The sequence below is a fragment of the Dyella sp. 01L423 genome, assembly GCF_056399945.1.
The window spans coordinates 144,307-161,928 of the sequence record NZ_JBFTSI010000004.1; the positions used below are offsets into that span (position 1 = coordinate 144,307).

The window sequence follows — 17,622 nt, forward strand, 5'->3', positions numbered from 1 at the left end:
GTGACCGGGCGGCTTAGCTGATAGGGATTCATCAGGTCGCGCCTCAGGAATTCTTCAGCACGATCGAATACACGGTGTTGCCCACGTCGCGGCACTTGTCGATGGCTTTTTCGAGCAGCTCGAACAAGTCCTTCGCCAGCATTGCGCGCATCGCATCGCCGCCTTCCACGTACAGCGTGCGATACGGCGAGAGCAACATGCGGTCGCCTTCCGACTCCAGCGTCTGCAGGCGGTCCTGCAGCTTCTTCACTGGATCGATGCGCAGGCCGCGGCGCAGCTCGCCGATCATTTCCGACACCACGCCGGTGGCGCGTTCAAGGATCAGCGCGCGCGCGGCGAAATCCACGTCGGCGACCCGGCCGGCGACGATCTCATAGCGCTCGGCAAATTTCTCGATGGTCTTGGGGATCTTGTAGAGCGCCGAGTTGAGCGCTTCGATGTCCTCGCGATCCAGCGCGGTGACGAAGGTGTTCACCAGTTCCTCGCTGATCTGCCCCGCCAGCGCCTTCTCGCGCTGGCGCGCGGCGGCGAAGGCAGCCATCACCGGGGCGTGATCGCGGCGCGTGACAAGTTCGTGCAGGGCTTTGGCGCTCTCGCGAGCAGCCTCGGCGCTCTGTTCGAGCAGGCCATAGAACTTGTCGCCTTTGCCGAAAATCGTTTGCAATGAAAACATGCGGTTATTGCCTGGGTGCGAGGGGGCGGAAAATGACGGGTATGTTACAGGAGCCCCGCGCCGCACCGCATCAAACCCATCCGGCCCCACCGGGCCACTTAGGACTTACACTGCGTCTCATGTCCAAACGCGACCTTCCCACCGGCCGGCTGCCCGCATGCTGACCGAAATCGCCCTCGTCATCGTGCTGTCCCTGTTCAACGGCTTTTTCGCGCTGTCGGAAATGGCCCTGGTGGCCTCGCGCAAAAGCCGCCTCAAGCAGATGGCCCGCGACAGCCGCCGTGCCCGCATGGCCCTGCGCAACGCCGAAGCGCCCGAACGCTTCCTATCCACCGTCCAGGTGGGCATGACGATGGTGATCCTGATCACGGGCGCCCTCGCCGGCGACGCGCTGGGCGACCACATTGCCAACGCCATCCATGGCGGGCGCGCGGCCTGGATGGAGCCCTATGCCAGGATCATCGGCCTGGTGCTGGGCTTCGTGCTGATTTCCTTCATCAATATCGTGATTGGCGAGCTGGTGCCCAAGCGCCTCGCACTGTCCGCACCCGAGCTGATCTCCGGCTATGTATCGATGCCGATGATGGTGTTGTCGCGCATCGCGGCGCCCTTCGTGTGGCTGCTCAATCTTTCCAGCAGCTTCCTGTTGCGCCTGCTGCGCGTAAAAGGACGAGGCAGCGACGTGGCGACGGAAGAGGAAATCCGCCTGCTGGTGGCGGAAAGCGCCGAGCATGGCGTGCTCGACCGCGACGAACACAATATGGTCAATCGCGTGCTGCGCCTGGGCGACCGCACGGTCGACAGCGTGATGACGCCGCGCACGCGCATCGTCTGGCTTGATGCCGCAGCGAATTACCAGGAGAGCGCGGACATCCTGCGCACCACGCCCTATTCGCGCTACCCGGTATATCGCGGCGACGAAAGCGACATCCTCGGCGTGGTCGAAGTAAAACGCCTGCTGCGCAGTTACGCCGAAGGCAAACCCGACCTCTTCGGTCAGTTGTCCAAGTCCTTGTATGTGCCCGCCACCGCGCGAGCGCTGGATCTGTTGGAAGAATTCCGCGATGCGGAAACGCAGCTGGCCCTGGTGGTGGACGAGTACGGCGACATCGAAGGCCTGGTGACGCTCAATGACCTGCTGGCGGCCATCGTGGGCGCCACCCAGCTGGGCAGCAGCGACACCAAGGAAAGCCCGCTGATCACGCCGCGCGAGGACGGCAGCTGGCTGATCGATGGCTCGCTGTCCACCGACGATCTGCGCGAACTGCTGGGGGTCGATGCGTTGCCCGGCGAGGAAGAGCACGAATACCGCACGGCGGCCGGCATGGTGATGGCCGTGCTCGGCCATATCCCGCAGACCGGCGAAACCTTCGAGTGGCGCGGCTTCCGGGTGGAAGTGGTGGATCTTGATGGCGCGCGCATCGACAAGCTGCTGGTCATGCGGTTGCCGAAGATCGATGTGGAAGAAGACGGGTTCTGATCGAAGCCCTCCAAGAATCCACTGTGGGAGCGCACCCTGTGCGCGACGGCCTCAGTGGCGATGACTGCCTCGCCGTCGCGCACAGGGTGCGCTCCCACCATTAAACGAAGCGCCACCCAGCGGCTTATTCGCCCTTCGACGCCTTGATCTTGTCCGTAGCAATCTGCGCCATCCGCTGCGCATCGGCAAAAATGCCATGCATCACCCGCAACTCCCGCTCATCGGGCTGCGCCCGCTGAAACAGCTTGCGCAGTCGCAACATGATCGTGGTCGGCGCGCGGCCCTTGTGGAAATCGATATCGTCCAGCATCTGCGTCAGGTGCTCGAAGAAGCGCTCCATCTGCGCCGCATCGGCCGGTGGTTCGGCATCGGCTCGAACCGGAACGTTGACCTCGCCCAGCGATGCAACGCGCAACTCGTACGCCATTACCTGCACAGCCTGCGAGAGGTTCAGGGAACTGAAATCGTCCACGCTGGGGATGCGCACCATCGCATGGCAGCGCGCCAGCTCTTCGTTCTCCAGGCCGGTGCGCTCATTACCGAACACCAGCGCCACCTGCTCGCCGCGGGCGGCCGCGGCCAGGGCGCGGCTGGCCGCTTCGCGCGGGGTGAGCTCTTCGAGGTCCACGCCGCGGCGCCGGGCCGACAGGCCAAGGGCCAGGCTGGTGCCAGCCAGGGCATCGACCAGGCCTTCGCTTACGGTGGCATTTTCCAGCACCTCGTCGGCGCCGGCGGCCAGGGCCGATGCCTCCCGATCCGGAAAGCGGTGCGGGGCCACCAGGGCCATCCGGTCGAAGCCCATGGTGCGGATGGCACGGGCAGCGCTGCCGATATTGCCGGGGTGCGAGGTGCGCACCAGCACGTAGCGGATGCGGGCGGCGAGGTCGGATTCAGCGCTCATTGGGGCAGGAAAACTCGGGTAAACGGGCGCAAAGCTTGGAAACCTCCGGGCTTCCTGTCAAACGCGACGTGCCCGGCCCGGTCCCTGGCACTGCCTCGCGGCCATGTCTCTGTTAGACTTCGCGGCCAAAACCCCGTTCTTTTGAAAGCCGAAGCCATGCCAAGACCCGCCGTTAATGTCGCGGTGCGCGCCGCGCGCGCCGCAGGAAACATCATCCTGCGTTACATGAATCGCATCGACGGACTCAATATCGTCGAGAAGCAACGCATGGACTTCGCCTCGGAAGTCGACCGCCTGGCCGAAGCCGAGATCGTGAAGGAACTCAAGCGCGCCTACCCGACCCACGCCTTCCTCGCCGAAGAAAGCGGCGCGATCGGCAAGGGGCCGCTGGTGTGGGTGATCGATCCGCTCGACGGCACGCACAATTATTTGCGCGGCATCCCGCACTTCTCCGTTTCCATCGCCCTGCTCGACAAGGGTGAGCCGGTGTATGCGGTGGTGTTCGATCCGCTGCGCGACGAACTGTTTACCGCCAGCAAGGGCGATGGCGCCTACGTCAATGACCGCCGCATGCGCGTGGCCAAGCGCGAGAATCTGGGCGGCGCCATGATCGGCACGGGCTTCCCGTACCGCCAGCGTTCGCACCTGGACTCCCAGCTGGATATGACCCGCGCCCTGCTCGGCCAGGCCGAGGACATCCGTCGCTCCGGTTCGGCCGCGCTGGACCTGGCCTATGTGGCCGCCGGTCGCTTCGACGGCTTCTTCGAGATCGGCCTCAAGCCGTGGGACATGGCCGCCGGCGCCCTGCTGGTGCGCGAGGCCGGTGGTCGCTACTGCGATTTCGCCGGTCGCGACGGCATCCCGGAGAGCGGCAACATCATCGCCGGCAACCTCAATGTGGCGCAGGCGATGGTGGATGCGATCAGCGCGAATGCGACGCCGCGTTTGTTGATGGCGTGAGGTTGGATTTTCGGCCAGTAAAAAAAAGGCGCCCTAGGGCGCCTTTTTTTCTATCCAGAACCACCTAACCCTCTGTGGGAGCGCACCCTGTGCGCGACCGTCCCGCCGCGTTCGACCTCAGTCGCGCACAGGGTGCGCTCCCACAAGGGACGGGAAACATCAGGCGCCCGGCTCGGACTCACGCAAAAACACCCGCAAAAATGGCACCGTAATTCGCCGCTTCGCCGCCAGCGAAGCCCGATCGATCTGGTCCAGCAGATCAAGCAGCGCGCCTAGATCACGCGCATAGCGATTGAACAGCCAATCGAGCACCGTGTCGTCCAGCTCGATGCCGCGCGTGGCCGCCTGCTCGCGCAGTACGTTGCGCCGCTCGGCATCGTCCAAGGGCTTGAGCAAAGCCTGTTGGCACGCACCCAGGCGCGAGCGCAGATCGGGCAGAACCAGACCCAGCTGCACAGGCAACACCTCGGCCGCAAACAAGATCGCGGCGCCTTCGGCCTTGGCCTGGTTGTACAGGTCAAACAGGGCGTGTTCGGCCTCGCGATCGCCCGCGATGGCGCCCAGGTCGTCCAGCGCGAGGAATTCGCTGCCGGCCACGCCGCGGATAGCAGCAGCCCGGTTGCCAATGCTGGCCAACGGCAGGTATTGCACCGTGCGACCGCCCTGGATCGCGGCCTGGCACGCGGCCATCAGCAGATGGCTCTTGCCGCTGCCGGTGGGACCTGCCAGATAGAGCCAAGGCGTGTGCGCCGCATGGGCCAGTTGCTCAACGGCAGCGAGCGTCCCGGCGTTGCTGCCGGGATGGAAATGTTCGAAACGCTGGCGGCGAGGCCAACGCAGGGCAAGCGGCAACTGCGGAATCATGGGGGTGGTACTGCGTCCTTCGGGTTGCCTCGGTCGTCGACCACGGTGCGGGTTTCCACTTCGCCCTGCGGCGTGTCGACGACCACATCCACTTCGGCGAGCACGGGATCACCCGCGCCCTCCTCCATGTACAGATCGCTTTGTCGGTAGCGCTCGGTCAGGTAGCGCAGCAGCACCAGGATCACCGAAGCCGCCGGCAAGGCCAACAGCACGCCCAGGAAGCCGAACAGATAGCCGCCGGCCAGCACGGCAAAAATCACCGCCACCGGATGAAGTCCGATCTTGTCGCCCACCAACTGCGGCACCAGCACGTAGCCTTCCAGCAACTGGCCGACGGTGAAGATGCCTGCCACGATCAGTACATGCGTCCAGTCGCCGTATTGCACCATCGCTGCGATCAGCGCCGAGCCGAAGCCCACGATAAAGCCCAGGTACGGCACGAAACTGAGCAAGCCGGCGATCATACCGATCAGCGGGCCCACCGACAGCCCCATCAGCGTGAGCGCCACGCCGTAGAAGATACCCAGCGCGAGCATCACCAGCAGCTGGCCGCGCACGAAGGCACCGAGCACGCTGTCCGCTTCACGCGCTAGGTGGGCAACCGTCGGCTCGATCGAGCGCGGCAGGATGCGGTCGATCCACGCCACCATGCGGTCCCAGTCGCGCAGCAGGTAGAACGCCACCACTGGAATCAGTACCAAGTTGGTGAGCCACAGGATGACCCCCACGCTGGAGCGGGAAATCTTGCCCAGCACGACCGAGGCCGCATTGCCGATCGAGCCCAGGTGATCCTTGATCTGCTGGATCAGGCGATCGGTGTCGAACGCGCTCGGATCGAGATGCAGCTTGGCCTGCACCCACGGCAGCGCCGTATTGCGGGCCCAGTCCACGTAGCGGGGCATGTTTTCCACCAGATTGTCGATCTGGCGGGAAATCAGCGGGACCAGCAGGATCAGCGCGCCAACGGTGACCAGCAGCAGCACGATGAAGACGATGCTGACCGCCAGCGTGCGCCCCATGCCCAGCCGCTGCAGCCGATCGGCCAACGGATCGCCCAGGTAGGCCAGCATGGCCGCCACCACGAACGGCATCATCACCGGTGCCAGCAGCCAGAACACGTAAAGGATGACCGCGGTGATCGCGAGCATTTGCCAGCGGCGGGAGCTGTCAGGCGTCATCGACATGGCTCATCCCATGAGAAGGGCGGTAAGAAACGCGCGCCGGATCCAGGCTGGCGCGCGCATGACGCGGCTTTCGCCGCGAAATGATCAGTGGACCCAACGCAGGCTGGCATCCGCATCGCTATGCGAGTCGCCGCGCAGGACGCGGCCGCCGGCGGCGAGGCTATTGGTCAGGGCATCCATCGGCAGGCTGGACTTCACCGAGAACAGCATGCCATCGCCCTTCGCGCTCAGCGTGGTCACCTGACGCACGTTGGGATCGGCGCGCAGGACGGCCACGAGGTTGGCGTAATCCATGGCCGAATTGATCTGCGAAACCCACAGCTTGCCGTCGACCGTCACCGAACCGATCACATTGAGCTGCTTGCCGAGGCGATCGGCCAGTCCGTTGCCCGCGTCGGTAAGGGCGGCAGCGACGTTGGCGCCCTGGGTGCTCCACTTCTGCTGCGCACCACCCGACACCAGCACCCAGTCGGCGGCGTTGCCATGAACCTGGCCCAGCAGCATCAGGCCGGTCTTGTACTGCCGCGCCATGGCGGCGACCTGGTCGGGCTCGGCGCTGGTCAGATTCGGCGTGTCGCCGGTCTTGGCCGGATCGGCCAGCACGGTGCTGTAGCCCTTGGCGGCGACGGCCTGGGTCAGCGCGGAAAGCGCATCGCGGGTGAGCACGCTGCCGTCCTCGTCACGCACCACCAGCAGCACCGGCGGACGGGAACCGCCACCGGAGACACCCATCTGGGACACGGCACGCTGCACGGCAGCCTGGTCAAAGGTGACCTGCAGGGCCATACCGGTGGTGGCGCGCTGGTACTGGTATTGCTGGACGATGCCCGAGGCGCCCTTGAGCACATCGGCGTAGCCCGCCTTCGCGCTCAGGTCCTGGCCACCGGACGTGCGCGCCAGCACCTGGGCCAAGGCGTCGCCAAAGGCATTGTTGCGGGCGGCCTCGCTGGTATCGGCCACCGACACGGTCACGGTGTACGGCGACACCTGCCCCTGCGCGTGCACGGACAGCAGCGGGGCAAGGCCCAGCATGAAACAGACGAGCAGCAGGCGGGACAGGCGCATGGGGACCGAAATCCGGTGGGGGACGCCGGAAGTCTGCCCAATCCGCCCCCTAGCGTCCATCGAAGATGTCCCGGTTCGGCGTCGCCACTCAGGAAACGGTCCCCCTACGCTGCTACAATTTGTCGTTTCTCCCCGCCGGGTTGCCCCCATGTCCGACGCACTCACCTACCGCGCCGCTGGCGTTGATATCGACGCAGGCAATGCCGTGGTCGAACGCATCAAGCCGCTGGTCAAGCGCACCTCCCGCCCTGAAGTGATGGGCGGCCTGGGCGGTTTCGGCGGCCTGTTCGACCTGTCGGGCAAGTACAAGGAGCCGGTGCTGGTCTCCGGCACGGACGGCGTGGGCACCAAGCTCAAGCTTGCCCAGCAGCTGGGCCGCCACGACACCATCGGCATCGACCTGGTCGGCATGTGCGTGAACGACGTGCTGGTGCAAGGCGCCGAGCCGCTGTTCTTCCTCGATTATTTCGCCACCGGCAAGCTGGATGTCGACACCACAGTGGCCGTGGTCGGCGGCATCGCCAAGGGCTGCGAGCTGGCCGGTTGCGCGCTGATCGGCGGCGAAACGGCGGAAATGCCCGATATGTACCCGCCGGGTGAATACGATCTAGGTGGCTTCACCGTCGGCGCCGTGGAAAAATCGCAGCTGCTCAGCGGCAACGCCATCGTGGCCGGCGACGTGATCCTGGGCGTGGCCTCTTCCGGCCCGCACTCCAACGGTTATTCGCTGATCCGCAAGATCCTCGAGCGCGCCGGCAACCCGCTGGATCTGGACCTCGGCGGCGTCACCCTGGCCGACGCGCTGATGGCGCCGACCACCATCTACGTGAAGCCGATGCTGGACCTGCTGAAGAACCAGCCGGTGCACGGCATGGCCCACATCACCGGTGGCGGCCTGAAGGAAAACATCATCCGCGTGGTGCCCGACAACCTCGGCATCCATATCAATGCGGCCGCCATCGTGCTGCCGCCGGTGTTCGAGTGGCTGATGCGCGAAGGCAACGTGGCGCGTGAGGAAATGTGGCGGACGTTCAACTGCGGCGTCGGCTTCACCGTCATCCTGCCGCGCGATGCTGTCGATGCTGCAAGCGCCCTGCTCGCCAAGCACGGCCTGGCCAGTTCGGTGATCGGCGAGATCGTGCCCGCGCAGGGCGACGAGCGCGTGCACATCGGTTGAGTTCGTGACTGCGCCGCGTCTTCGTGTCGCCGTGCTCGCATCCGGGCGCGGCAGCAACCTGCAAGCCTTGATCGTCGCTCGCGATGCGGGCGTGTTGCCGGTCGACTTCGTGGTAGTCGGCAGCGACAAGCCCAATGCAGGCGCGCTGCAGCTGGCGAAGGATGCGTGCATCCCAACCTTCACGCTGAACCCGAAGGATTTCGCCAGCCGGCGCGACTTCGACCTCGAACTGTTTCGACGACTCGACGCCAGCGGTGCGCAGGTACTCGTCCTCGCCGGCTTCATGCGCATCATCGATGGCGAGGCACTCGCGCCTTGGGTTGGCCGCATGATCAACGTCCACCCATCGCTGCTGCCCAAGTATCGCGGCCTGCACACGCACCGCCGTGCGCTTGAAGCGGGCGACACGGAACACGGCGCCAGCGTGCACTATGTGACCGCCGAACTCGATGGCGGTCCGGTGATCGCGCAAGCACGCATCCAGATCCAGCCTGGCGACGACGAAGGTCAGCTCGCCCAGCGCCTGCTCACCTTCGAACACCAGCTGCTGCCTGCAGTGCTGAAGCTGATCGCCGAGCAACGCCTGGACCTGATCGCACCCAACCGCGTGGCGCTGGACGGCAAGCTGCTGGATGCGCCGCTGCAACTGCGCCACGGCGCTTTGGTTGACTGAGCGTTTTTTAGTCCTCTACAAGTCGTTCAGGAACGGCCCGTAGACTGAGGTCCCATGACCTCATCCCATTCCCTCCGCACGTTCGCTGCCGGTCTCGCGCTGGCCCTTTCCACGACGGCCGCGTTTGCCGCAGCACCTGCCCCGACCCCGTTTACCGCGACCTATCAGGTATCGCAAGGTGGCCAGGTGATCGGCGAGGCGGTGGTCTCGCTCAAGCCCGCCGGCAATGGCCAGTGGGTGTACAGCAACCAGATCAAGGGAACCGGCGGCATCGCCGCGGCGCTGGGGGCCAACTCGAATGAAACCACTACGTTCCGCTGGAACAACGGTGCGCCGGAAACCGTCAGCTACGACTACAAGATGGATGCCGGCTTCAAGAACAAGCAGCGCCACACCGACGTGAACTGGACCAGCGGCCAGGTGACGGTGGACGACGGCAAGGGACCGATGACGTATCCGAGCGCGCCGGGCATGGTGGATCGCAACACCACGTCGTACGCGATCGGCCTCGCCCTGCGCGGCGGCAAGCAGTCCGTGTCGCTGCCGGTTGCGGTGAAGCGCAATGTGGAAACCCAGGAATTCAAGGTCGCCGGCAAGGAAGCAGTGAAGGTGCCTGCCGGCAGTTTCCAGGCGGAACGCGTGGTGCGCAGCAGCGACCAGAACAGCTTCAGCGCCTGGTATGCACCGCAGAAATATCCGGTGCCGGTGAAGCTCTCGCAGAGCGACGGCGGCAATCTGGAATTGCAGCTGGTGAGCTACAGGGGCAACTGAGCGATCGTCACTGGACTAAGAGCCTGTCCAAAATCCTCACCGTCATTCCCGCGAAAGCGGGAATCCAGTGACGTTGCTCTTTCATACGGACTAAAGGCGAGTGGCGCTGGATTCCCGCTTTCGCGGGAATGACGTTGAGGGAGTGAACCTGGCCGCGAGATTCTGGACAGGCTCCAAAAGAAAAAGGCCGCAACAGCGGCCTTTTTCATATCACGAGTCGAGCATCACTCAAGACGGCAATCGACGAATCTTCGCACCAAGCACGCCGAGCTTCTCCTCGATGTTCTCGTAGCCGCGATCGATGTGATACACGCGATCCACCGTGGTGTCGCCCTCGGCCACCAGGCCGGCGAGCACGAGACAGGCGGAAGCGCGCAGGTCGGTCGCCATGATCGGCGCGCCGCTCATCTTTTCCACGCCCTTGATGATGGCCGTATTGCCTTCCAGGCGGATATCCGCCCCGAGGCGCTGCAGCTCAAGCGCGTGCATGAAGCGGTTTTCGAACACCGTCTCGGTGATCACGCCCACGCCCTCGGCCACGCAGTTGAGCGCGGTGAACTGTGCCTGCATGTCGGTGGGGAATGCCGGGTACGGCGCGGTGGTGATGTTTACTGCCTTGGGACGACGGCCCTGCATGTCCAGCTCGATCCAGTCCGGACCGGTGGAGATATGCGCGCCGGCTTCTTCCAGCTTGGACAGCACCGCGTCCAGCGTATCGGCACGGGCATTGCGTGCACGCACCTTGCCGCCGGTCATCGCCGCGCCCACCAAGAACGTGCCGGTTTCGATGCGGTCGGGCAGCACTTCGTACTCGGCGCCGTGCAGGCGTTCCACGCCGTGGATGACGATCGTGGAGGTGCCGGCGCCTTCGATCTGCGCGCCCATGGCGATCAGGCAATGCGCCAGGTCGACCACTTCCGGTTCCTGCGCGGCGTTCTCGATCACGGTGGTGCCCTGCGCGAGCGCGGCGGCCATCATGATGTTCTCGGTGCCGGTCACGGTGACCATGTCCATCGAGATGCGCGCGCCCTTCAGGCGCTTGGCCTTGGCCTTGATGTAGCCGTTCTCCACGACCACCTCGGCGCCGAGCGCCTGCAGGCCGCGGATGTGCTGGTCGACCGGACGCGAGCCGATTGCGCAGCCGCCCGGCAGCGATACTTCCGCCTCGCCGAAGCGGGCCACCAGCGGGCCCAGCACCAGGATCGAGGCGCGCATGGTGCGCACCAGGTCGTAGGGGGCGAAATGGCGGTCGGTGGTGCGCGGGTCGATGTGCATCTTCATGCGGTCGTCCAGCACCAGCTGCGTGCCCATCTGGCCGAGCAGCTCGATGAAGGTGGTCACATCGTGCAGGTGCGGCACGTTGCTGATCGCCACCGGCTCGTCGGCCAGCAGGCAGGAAGCGAGAATCGGGAGTACGGCGTTCTTGGCGCCCGAAATACCCACCTCACCGTGGAGCGGCTCGCCGCCACTGATCAGGATCTTGGCCATGGAAAGTCCTTGCGAATGAATGGCTCGGGAGTGCAGCGCAGCCTCAATGGCGCGCTGCGACTTCCGCGGGGGTCAGCGTCTTGAGGGCCAGCGCGTGGATCGCACCGCCCATGAGATCGCCAAGCGTGGCGTAAACCAGGCGGTGCCGCGCCAGCGGGAGCTTGCCGGCGAACTGTTCCGCCACCACTTGGGCTTCGAAGTGCACGCCGTCGTCGCCACTGACGGAAGCCTGAGCACCGGGCAGGCCTTGTTCGATCATTGCCTGGATGGTGGCAGCGTCCATGGTTTTTCCACTTGCAGAGTTGAGGTCAGCGCCGCCGATCCGGTGAGGAACCGAACCCAATGGCAGCGACTATGACGTTAAAATGCGAATATGCCATGTTAATGGAAAACCTCTGTCGCAGAAACGACACGTGAAGTCAGCGTCCTCTCAATTGGGCCGTTGACTACGCACAACCCATTGATACACCCGAGTTTCCCGTCTACTGACGCCCATTCAGGGTTATGACGGGAAGCCGCAAGACTTTTGAGGACGCATGAACGCCTACGTCGCCCCAGCCAACCCGCTTGCGATCAATGCCGATGCCATCGTGCAGAGCGCGCGCACCGTGATCGCCACCGAGGCGGCGACCATCCGCGCCCTGGAGCCCCGCATCGGCCCCGAATTCGTGGAAGCCTGCCGCCTGATCATGAGCTGCGCCGGCCGCGTGGTCGTCACCGGCATGGGCAAGTCGGGCCATGTCGCCCGCAAGATCGCCGCCACGCTGGCATCCACCGGCACGCCGGCCTTCTTCGTGCATCCGGGTGAAGCCAGCCATGGCGACCTGGGCATGATCCTGCCGCAGGACATCGTGCTGGCCCTGTCCAACTCGGGCGAGACCGACGAGGTGCTGTTCATCCTGCCGGTGATCAAGCGCCAGGGCATTCCCTTGATTGCGATCACAGGCAACGCGAATTCGTCGTTGGCTGACCAGGCCAACGTGCACCTGGACGCCAGCATCGCCGCCGAAGCCTGCCCGCTGGGCCTGGCGCCCACGGCCAGCACTACCGCTGCCCTGGTCATGGGCGATGCGCTGGCCATCGCGCTGCTTGAAGCGCGCGGCTTCACCTCCGAAGACTTCGCCCGCTCCCATCCGGCGGGCAGCCTGGGCCGTCGCCTGCTGCTGCACATCAGCGACGTGATGCACACCGGCGAAGGTATTCCAGCCGTGCCGCCGAACGCCTCGCTGACCCAGGCGCTGATGGAAATGACCCGCAAGCACCTGGGCATGACCGCCGTCGTCGATGCCGATCACCACCTTCTTGGCGTGTTCACCGACGGTGATCTTCGCCGCGCGCTGGACGACGACGACCTGGACCTGCGCGGCGCCACTGTGGCCGAGCTGATGACCCGCGGCCCCAAGACCATCGGCGCGGACAAGCTGGCCATCGAGGCCGCCCAGTTGATGGAAAAGCACCAGATTCACGCGCTGCTGGTGGTCAACGACAAGCAGCAGGTGGTGGGAGCGCTTAACATTCACGATCTGCTCCGCGCCCGTGTGGTCTGATCGAAAGGCTCGGCTGCTATCTATTCCTGCGTGCACCGTCTGCGCTGACCGGCGTTTGACGGTATCGCCCTTCCCTCTTGCCGACGGCTCCCATGTATCTGGCTGACCTTCCCGCCGATGTTCTCGCCCGTGCCGCCAAGATCCGCCTCGTCGTGTTCGACGTGGATGGCACCCTGACGGATGGCCGCCTGTGGTACGCCGAAGACGGCCGCGAGACCAAGGTGTTCCATGTGCACGACGGCCTGGGCCTGAAACTGCTGATGGGCCACGGCGTGCACGTGGCCATCATTTCCGCCCGCATCAGCCATCCGGTTGCATTGCGCGCGGAGGAACTGGACATCGCCCACGTCTACCAGGGCCAGGGCGACAAGCGCGCCTGCCTGGAGCAGTTGCTGGAAGCGCTGAACCTGGCGCCGGAACAGGCTGCCTTCGTGGGCGACGACCTGCCCGACCTGCCCGCCATGCGCATTGCCGGCCTGGCCGTCGCGGTGGCCAACGCCCATCCGTGGGTGGCTGAGCAGTCGCACTGGCGCACCCGCCTGGGCGGTGGCCAGGGCGCTGCTCGCGAGGTTTGCGACCTGATCCTGCATGCCCAGGGCAAAAGCGATGCCGAGCGGGAGCGCTGGCAGTGAGTTTGCGATCCTATCTGCGCGACCGGGGCCTCCCGGTGGCGATCGTGCTGATCGGCCTGGCGACCGGTGCGGCGCAGTTGCTGTACTGGGCGCTGGCGCCCGCGCCCAAGGTCAGCGACTTCGTGGGGCCGCCGCGTTCGGGCTATACGCTGACCAATTTCCAGCTGTGGTCCTATGACGTGGACGGCTTGCCGAGCTTCGAGATGGTCGCCCCGCACCTGGAGCGCCGCGAGAACGACGAGTCGCTGTACATCAACACGCCCGACTTCACCCTGCCCTCCAACGAGGCCGGCGTGCCGCCCTGGCTGGGCAAGTCGCTGTACGCCTGGGTCGACAAGAGCGGCACCCTGCTCAAGCTGCAGGGCCCGGTCTACATGCACCGGGCGGCCTTTGCCCAGACCGATGCGGCCGAAATGCACACCTCCGAGGTCACTGCCTGGCCAAAAGAAAACCGAATGGTGACGGACGCCCCAGCGCATATGAAGCAAGGCGCACGTACACTTAACGGGGTGGGCATGCGTGCCAACCTCAACACCAATCATCTGGAGCTGTTCGATGAAGTCACCGGCTCGTTTCCGCCGCGACCCAAGAAGTCTCAAGCTGCACCTCGCCCTGCTGGGCCTGGGACTGCTCATCCTGCAGCCGGCGCTGGCCAAGCAGGATGACCGCAATCAGCCGATGAACTTCTCGTCCAAGTCCATGGACGGGTTCAACGCGCCCAATACGGTCACCACGCTCACCGGCAATGTCGTGGCCACGCAGGGCACGATGAAGCTGACCGGCGCCCTGGCCAAGCTGTATCTGGATGCCGACACCCAGGTCGCACGCGCGGTCGTGACCGGCAACCTGGCCCATATCGAGCAGCTCGACGACGCCGGCAACCTGATGCAGGGCGACGCCTTGCAGCTGGACTACGACAACATCAACGGCATTGCGGTGCTCACGGGTAACGCCGTGGTGCGCCAGCAAGGTCGCGGCGAGTTCCATGGCGACAAGCTGGTCTACAACACACAGACCTCGCTGATCACCGGTGAAGCGGCCGGCGACGGCCTGGTGCACGGTGTGATCCTGCCCAAGCAGAAGCCGGCGGGCGCTCCCGCCGCCACGCCGCCGAAGCCGGGCACGCCGCCTGCGCCGCCGCAACCGGCCGCGAAACCGGCCGAGGGCCACTGATGCTTTCTGCTGAAGGTCTGCAAAAAAGTTTCAAGGCGCGCCAGGTCGTGCGCGACTTCGCGTTCTCCATTCGCGAAGGCGAAGTGGTCGGTCTGCTCGGCCCTAATGGCGCGGGCAAGACCACATGCTTCTACATGGTGGTCGGCCTGATCGAAGCCGACGCCGGCACCATCAAGCTGGACAAGCAGGACATCACCGGCCTGCCGATGCACCAGCGCGCCAAGCTCGGTATCGGTTATCTGCCGCAGGAAGCCTCGGTGTTCCGTCGTCTTACCGTCGCCGACAACATCATGGCCGTGCTGGAACTGCGTGAAGGCTGGGACGAAAAGCGTCGCACCAACGAGCTGGAAAGCCTGCTGGACGAGCTGAAGATCTCGCATATCGCCGACCAGAAGGGCATCAGCCTGTCCGGTGGCGAACGCCGTCGCGTGGAAATTGCACGCGCACTGGCCGCGCATCCGCGTTACATGCTGCTGGACGAACCCTTTGCGGGCGTCGACCCCATTTCGGTGGGCGAAATCCAGCGCATCGTGCGCCATCTCAAGGAACGCGGCATCGGCGTGCTGATCACCGACCACAATGTGCGCGAGACACTGGGCATCTGCGATCGCGCGTACATCCTCAACGACGGTGAAGTGCTTTCGCGCGGAACGCCAGCACACATTCTGGCCGACGAAAAGGTCCGCGAGGTGTACCTGGGTCGCGAATTCCGCCTGTAACGGCCTCGGAACAGGCGGCTTTCCGCACTAAATCTGAGGTAGTACGCGAATTCGCCTTCGACCTATGGCCGACCTCGGAGGCAAGAGTTAGGATGACCTTCACGTTCATCCTGACCGGCTGGCATGAAACCCGGACTGCAGTTTCGCCTCAATCAACAGCTCACGCTGACACCACAGTTGCAGCAGGCCATCCGCCTCCTGCAGCTGTCGCAGCTTGAGCTTGAGGCTGAGCTGCGTCAGATAGCCGAAAGCAATCCTTTGCTCGAGTTCGCCGACGACAATCCCGACAATCTCGAGGGCGACGAACGCGAGTCCGAGCCACCGATGGATGCGATACCGGTCAGCTCGTCCAGCTCCAGCAGCAGCAGCGATACCGTCGACGACGCCGAAGCACCCGAATGGGGGGATGTGGAGCGCGACGGCGGCAGCGACGATCCGGTCGACTTCTCGCTCAGCGGCGCTTCGTCGCGCAACAACAACCCGGATGAAGACGGCTTCGAGCCGCAAAGCGCCGCGCAGGAAACGCTGCAGGAACATCTGCTGTGGCAGCTCAACCTCACGCATATGAGCGCGCGCGATCGCACCATCGCCACGGTGTTGATCGACGCGCTCAATCCGGATGGCTATCTCACCGAGAGCATGGAATCGCTGATCGCAGCGCTTCCCGCCGACATCAGGGCGACCGAAGCGGAAGTGGAGTATGTGCGGCACATGCTGCAGCGCTTCGATCCGACGGGCGTGGCAAGCTTCGACCTGCGCGACTGTCTGCGCGTGCAGCTCGAGCAGTTTGATGCGGACACGCCGCAGCGCGAACTCGCGTTGCGTATCGTTGACGCCGAACTGGAATTGCTCGCGCGCAATGACATCGCACGTCTCGCGCGCAAGCTGCGCGTGAGCGAAGACGACACCGCGGCAGCGGCCGTGTTGATCCGCAGCCTCGATCCGCGACCGGGCGCAGCGCTTGATGTCACGCCGGTCGAATATGTCGCCCCCGACGTCTATGCACGCAAAGACGTCGGTCGCTGGCGGGTCAGTCTCAATCCCGATTGCCAGCCGCGGCTCGGCCTCAACCAGCACTACTGCGGTCTGATCGCCCAGGCCCGTGGCACCGACGCCAGTTGGATGCGCGGACAGCTGCAGGAGGCCCGCTGGCTCATCAAGAGCCTGGAATCGCGCGCCGAGACGCTGCTGAAGGTGGCCGAAGCCATCGTGCGCCGGCAGAGCGCCTTCCTCGATTACGGCCCCGAAGCGATGCACCCCCTGGTGCTGCGCGAAGTGGCCGAGGAAGTGGGCATGCACGAATCGACCATTTCACGTGTAACTACCCGCAAATACATCCATACGCCGCGGGGCACGTTCGAACTCAAGCATTTCTTCTCCAGCGGCGTGTCCACCGAAGACGGTGGCAGCGCGTCGGCCACCGCCATCCAGGCCATGCTGCGCAAGCTGGTCGATGCCGAGGACCCGCGCAAGCCGCTGTCCGACCAGGCCATCGCGGAGGAGTTGCATCGCAAGGGCATTCAGGTTGCCCGACGCACCGTCGCCAAGTACCGCGAAGCCATGCGCATCCCCAGTTCCAGCGAGCGCCAGCGCGCTGGCTGAACGAGTTTGCCCGCATCTGCGGCAACGTCGCCCCGGGAACTTGGCGGCAAAAAAGGCGTCCCCATACTCATAGGTAAGTCGATACGACGGGAAAGCTGTCATGTCTGAGGCGTGAAGGTCTTTCTAACGCACAGGCAACTTCAGAGGTGCATAGTGACTATCCCGACTTGGTGAGGAGGCCTGAGAAAACCTTCGCAATACCGGAGTTTTCAAAGGTGTGTCGGCCACGACATGGGCGACCGGCGCATCGATTCCAGCCGCGTCTGCGGCAAGTACCAGAGGAGGCGCAACATGCAAGTTCAACTCAGCGGTCAGCAGATTGAAGTCACCCCGGCCCTCCGGGATCACGTGAACAACCGGCTTGACCGCCTCACCCGCCTCGATGAGCGCATTCTCAGCCTGAGCATCGTTCTCTCCGTGAACAAACTGCAGCAGCGCGCCGAGGGCACGCTCAATGTCACGGGCAGCACCCTGCACGCCGAAGCGCTTGAGAATGACATGTACGTCTCCATCGACGTGCTATTCGACAAGCTGGTGACCCAGTTGCGCAAGTACCGCGAGAAGATCTGCGACAAACATCAGCGCGCCGCCCGCGAGGAGCGCCTGTACGGCTGATCTGTGCCAGGCCCGCCCGGCTCCGGGCGGGCCCTCTGCCTCATCCAAGGCGTCCGCCGGTGCGAACTGGCACAATGTCCATGTGGCTGCCCTGTTCC

General features: G+C 64.7%; 19 protein-coding genes. 12 read left to right on the top strand and 7 right to left on the bottom strand.

Annotated features, from left to right (window positions below; all coding sequences use genetic code 11):
* Nucleotides 1-43: 43 nt before the first annotated feature.
* The gene (locus tag AC1DMY_RS13305; protein ID WP_121882340.1) at nt 44-673 is read right to left on the bottom strand and encodes a pit accessory protein; all 630 of its coding nucleotides are present in this window, start codon (nt 671-673) and stop codon (nt 44-46) included.
* Nucleotides 674-830: 157 nt separating this feature from the next.
* On the opposite strand from AC1DMY_RS13305, the gene AC1DMY_RS13310 reads away from it, so the two are divergent.
* Nucleotides 831-2,153: a hemolysin family protein gene (locus tag AC1DMY_RS13310; protein ID WP_477165414.1), complete on the top strand. Its 1,323-nt coding sequence runs from the start codon at nt 831-833 to the stop codon at nt 2,151-2,153.
* A 124-nt stretch (nt 2,154-2,277) separates the two neighbouring features.
* Here the strand turns inward: AC1DMY_RS13310 and AC1DMY_RS13315 are convergent, their stop codons facing one another.
* Entirely contained in the window at nt 2,278-3,054 is a 777-nt protein-coding gene (locus AC1DMY_RS13315; RefSeq protein WP_477165415.1) for an RNA methyltransferase, read from the bottom strand.
* A gap of 156 nt (nt 3,055-3,210) precedes the next feature.
* Between AC1DMY_RS13315 and AC1DMY_RS13320 the strand changes: the two genes are divergently transcribed.
* On the top strand, nt 3,211-4,014 hold the full coding sequence (locus AC1DMY_RS13320; RefSeq protein ID WP_477165416.1) for an inositol monophosphatase family protein: 804 nt from the start codon (nt 3,211-3,213) through the stop codon (nt 4,012-4,014).
* A 159-nt stretch (nt 4,015-4,173) separates the two neighbouring features.
* On the opposite strand, the gene hda is transcribed toward AC1DMY_RS13320, so the two are convergent.
* From hda to AC1DMY_RS13335, 3 genes are all read right to left on the bottom strand, one after another.
* Nucleotides 4,174-4,878 carry a DnaA regulatory inactivator Hda gene (gene hda / locus AC1DMY_RS13325; RefSeq protein WP_477165417.1) on the bottom strand — a complete coding sequence of 235 codons (705 nt, stop codon included), beginning with the start codon at nt 4,876-4,878 and terminating at the stop codon, nt 4,174-4,176.
* Nucleotides 4,875-6,056: an AI-2E family transporter gene (locus tag AC1DMY_RS13330; RefSeq protein WP_477165561.1), complete on the bottom strand. Its 1,182-nt coding sequence runs from the start codon at nt 6,054-6,056 to the stop codon at nt 4,875-4,877. Before AC1DMY_RS13330 ends, hda begins: the two co-directional genes overlap by 4 nt.
* A 90-nt stretch (nt 6,057-6,146) precedes the next feature.
* Nucleotides 6,147-7,127, bottom strand: coding sequence for a DUF2066 domain-containing protein (locus AC1DMY_RS13335; RefSeq protein WP_477165418.1), 981 nt, complete (start codon nt 7,125-7,127; stop codon nt 6,147-6,149).
* 148 nt (nt 7,128-7,275) lie between these two features.
* Here AC1DMY_RS13335 and purM point away from each other — a divergent pair, with 148 nt between their 5' ends.
* Genes purM through AC1DMY_RS13350 form a run of 3 tightly spaced genes read left to right on the top strand, consistent with a single transcriptional unit; the run spans nt 7,276 to nt 9,748 of the window.
* Nucleotides 7,276-8,304, top strand: coding sequence for a phosphoribosylformylglycinamidine cyclo-ligase (gene purM, locus AC1DMY_RS13340; protein ID WP_477165419.1), 1,029 nt, complete (start codon nt 7,276-7,278; stop codon nt 8,302-8,304).
* A gap of 4 nt (nt 8,305-8,308) precedes the next feature.
* Nucleotides 8,309-8,977: a phosphoribosylglycinamide formyltransferase gene (purN, locus tag AC1DMY_RS13345; protein ID WP_477165420.1), complete on the top strand. Its 669-nt coding sequence runs from the start codon at nt 8,309-8,311 to the stop codon at nt 8,975-8,977.
* A gap of 54 nt (nt 8,978-9,031) precedes the next feature.
* A complete protein-coding gene (locus AC1DMY_RS13350) occupies nt 9,032-9,748 on the top strand; it encodes a DUF3108 domain-containing protein (protein ID WP_477165421.1) in 717 nt (238 codons plus the stop codon).
* A 228-nt stretch (nt 9,749-9,976) separates the two neighbouring features.
* Here AC1DMY_RS13350 and murA read toward each other — a convergent pair whose 3' ends face one another.
* On the bottom strand, nt 9,977-11,236 hold the full coding sequence (gene murA, locus AC1DMY_RS13355; RefSeq protein WP_477165422.1) for a UDP-N-acetylglucosamine 1-carboxyvinyltransferase: 1,260 nt from the start codon (nt 11,234-11,236) through the stop codon (nt 9,977-9,979).
* A gap of 43 nt (nt 11,237-11,279) precedes the next feature.
* Nucleotides 11,280-11,519, bottom strand: coding sequence for a BolA family protein (locus AC1DMY_RS13360; RefSeq protein ID WP_441603036.1), 240 nt, complete (start codon nt 11,517-11,519; stop codon nt 11,280-11,282).
* Nucleotides 11,520-11,772: 253 nt separating this feature from the next.
* Here AC1DMY_RS13360 and AC1DMY_RS13365 point away from each other — a divergent pair, with 253 nt between their 5' ends.
* The 7 genes from AC1DMY_RS13365 to hpf all read left to right on the top strand — a co-directional run bounded on the left by AC1DMY_RS13365 (nt 11,773) and on the right by hpf (nt 17,524).
* Complete coding sequence (locus tag AC1DMY_RS13365; RefSeq protein WP_046973278.1) at nt 11,773-12,783, top strand: KpsF/GutQ family sugar-phosphate isomerase; 1,011 nt, start codon at nt 11,773-11,775, stop codon at nt 12,781-12,783.
* Between the two features lie 92 nt (nt 12,784-12,875).
* Complete coding sequence (locus AC1DMY_RS13370; protein ID WP_477165423.1) at nt 12,876-13,415, top strand: KdsC family phosphatase; 540 nt, start codon at nt 12,876-12,878, stop codon at nt 13,413-13,415.
* Nucleotides 13,412-14,080 carry an LPS export ABC transporter periplasmic protein LptC gene (gene lptC / locus AC1DMY_RS13375; RefSeq protein WP_441603039.1) on the top strand — a complete coding sequence of 223 codons (669 nt, stop codon included), beginning with the start codon at nt 13,412-13,414 and terminating at the stop codon, nt 14,078-14,080. Before AC1DMY_RS13370 ends, lptC begins: the two co-directional genes overlap by 4 nt.
* Nucleotides 13,971-14,588 carry a lipopolysaccharide transport periplasmic protein LptA gene (gene lptA, locus AC1DMY_RS13380; RefSeq protein WP_477165424.1) on the top strand — a complete coding sequence of 206 codons (618 nt, stop codon included), beginning with the start codon at nt 13,971-13,973 and terminating at the stop codon, nt 14,586-14,588. Before lptC ends, lptA begins: the two co-directional genes overlap by 110 nt.
* Nucleotides 14,588-15,307, top strand: a complete 720-nt coding sequence (lptB, locus tag AC1DMY_RS13385; protein ID WP_477165425.1) for an LPS export ABC transporter ATP-binding protein — start codon at nt 14,588-14,590, stop codon at nt 15,305-15,307. The genes lptA and lptB overlap by 1 nt, the downstream gene beginning before the upstream one ends.
* Before the next feature lie 123 nt (nt 15,308-15,430).
* Entirely contained in the window at nt 15,431-16,909 is a 1,479-nt protein-coding gene (locus tag AC1DMY_RS13390) for an RNA polymerase factor sigma-54 (RefSeq protein ID WP_477165426.1), read from the top strand.
* A 291-nt stretch (nt 16,910-17,200) separates the two neighbouring features.
* Nucleotides 17,201-17,524 (top strand): ribosome hibernation-promoting factor, HPF/YfiA family, encoded by a 324-nt coding sequence (gene hpf / locus AC1DMY_RS13395; RefSeq protein ID WP_477165427.1) that lies wholly within the window; start codon nt 17,201-17,203, stop codon nt 17,522-17,524.
* The last annotated feature ends 98 nt before the right edge of the window (nt 17,525-17,622 follow it).

Bases quoted from the DNA above. Each gene is read 5' to 3' on its own strand.
- AC1DMY_RS13305 (WP_121882340.1), bottom strand. From the start codon at position 673: ATGTTTTCATTGCAAACGATTTTCGGCAAAGGCGACAAGTTCTATGGC.
- AC1DMY_RS13310 (WP_477165414.1), top strand. From the start codon at position 831: ATGCTGACCGAAATCGCCCTCGTCATCGTGCTGTCCCTGTTCAACGGC.
- AC1DMY_RS13315 (WP_477165415.1), bottom strand. From the start codon at position 3,054: ATGAGCGCTGAATCCGACCTCGCCGCCCGCATCCGCTACGTGCTGGTG.
- AC1DMY_RS13320 (WP_477165416.1), top strand. From the start codon at position 3,211: ATGCCAAGACCCGCCGTTAATGTCGCGGTGCGCGCCGCGCGCGCCGCA.
- hda (WP_477165417.1), bottom strand. From the start codon at position 4,878: ATGATTCCGCAGTTGCCGCTTGCCCTGCGTTGGCCTCGCCGCCAGCGT.
- AC1DMY_RS13330 (WP_477165561.1), bottom strand. From the start codon at position 6,056: ATGACGCCTGACAGCTCCCGCCGCTGGCAAATGCTCGCGATCACCGCG.
- AC1DMY_RS13335 (WP_477165418.1), bottom strand. From the start codon at position 7,127: ATGCGCCTGTCCCGCCTGCTGCTCGTCTGTTTCATGCTGGGCCTTGCC.
- purM (WP_477165419.1), top strand. From the start codon at position 7,276: ATGTCCGACGCACTCACCTACCGCGCCGCTGGCGTTGATATCGACGCA.
- AC1DMY_RS13350 (WP_477165421.1), top strand. From the start codon at position 9,032: ATGACCTCATCCCATTCCCTCCGCACGTTCGCTGCCGGTCTCGCGCTG.
- murA (WP_477165422.1), bottom strand. From the start codon at position 11,236: ATGGCCAAGATCCTGATCAGTGGCGGCGAGCCGCTCCACGGTGAGGTG.
- AC1DMY_RS13360 (WP_441603036.1), bottom strand. From the start codon at position 11,519: ATGGACGCTGCCACCATCCAGGCAATGATCGAACAAGGCCTGCCCGGT.
- AC1DMY_RS13365 (WP_046973278.1), top strand. From the start codon at position 11,773: ATGAACGCCTACGTCGCCCCAGCCAACCCGCTTGCGATCAATGCCGAT.
- AC1DMY_RS13370 (WP_477165423.1), top strand. From the start codon at position 12,876: ATGTATCTGGCTGACCTTCCCGCCGATGTTCTCGCCCGTGCCGCCAAG.
- lptA (WP_477165424.1), top strand. From the start codon at position 13,971: ATGAAGTCACCGGCTCGTTTCCGCCGCGACCCAAGAAGTCTCAAGCTG.
- lptB (WP_477165425.1), top strand. From the start codon at position 14,588: ATGCTTTCTGCTGAAGGTCTGCAAAAAAGTTTCAAGGCGCGCCAGGTC.
- AC1DMY_RS13390 (WP_477165426.1), top strand. From the start codon at position 15,431: ATGAAACCCGGACTGCAGTTTCGCCTCAATCAACAGCTCACGCTGACA.
- hpf (WP_477165427.1), top strand. From the start codon at position 17,201: ATGCAAGTTCAACTCAGCGGTCAGCAGATTGAAGTCACCCCGGCCCTC.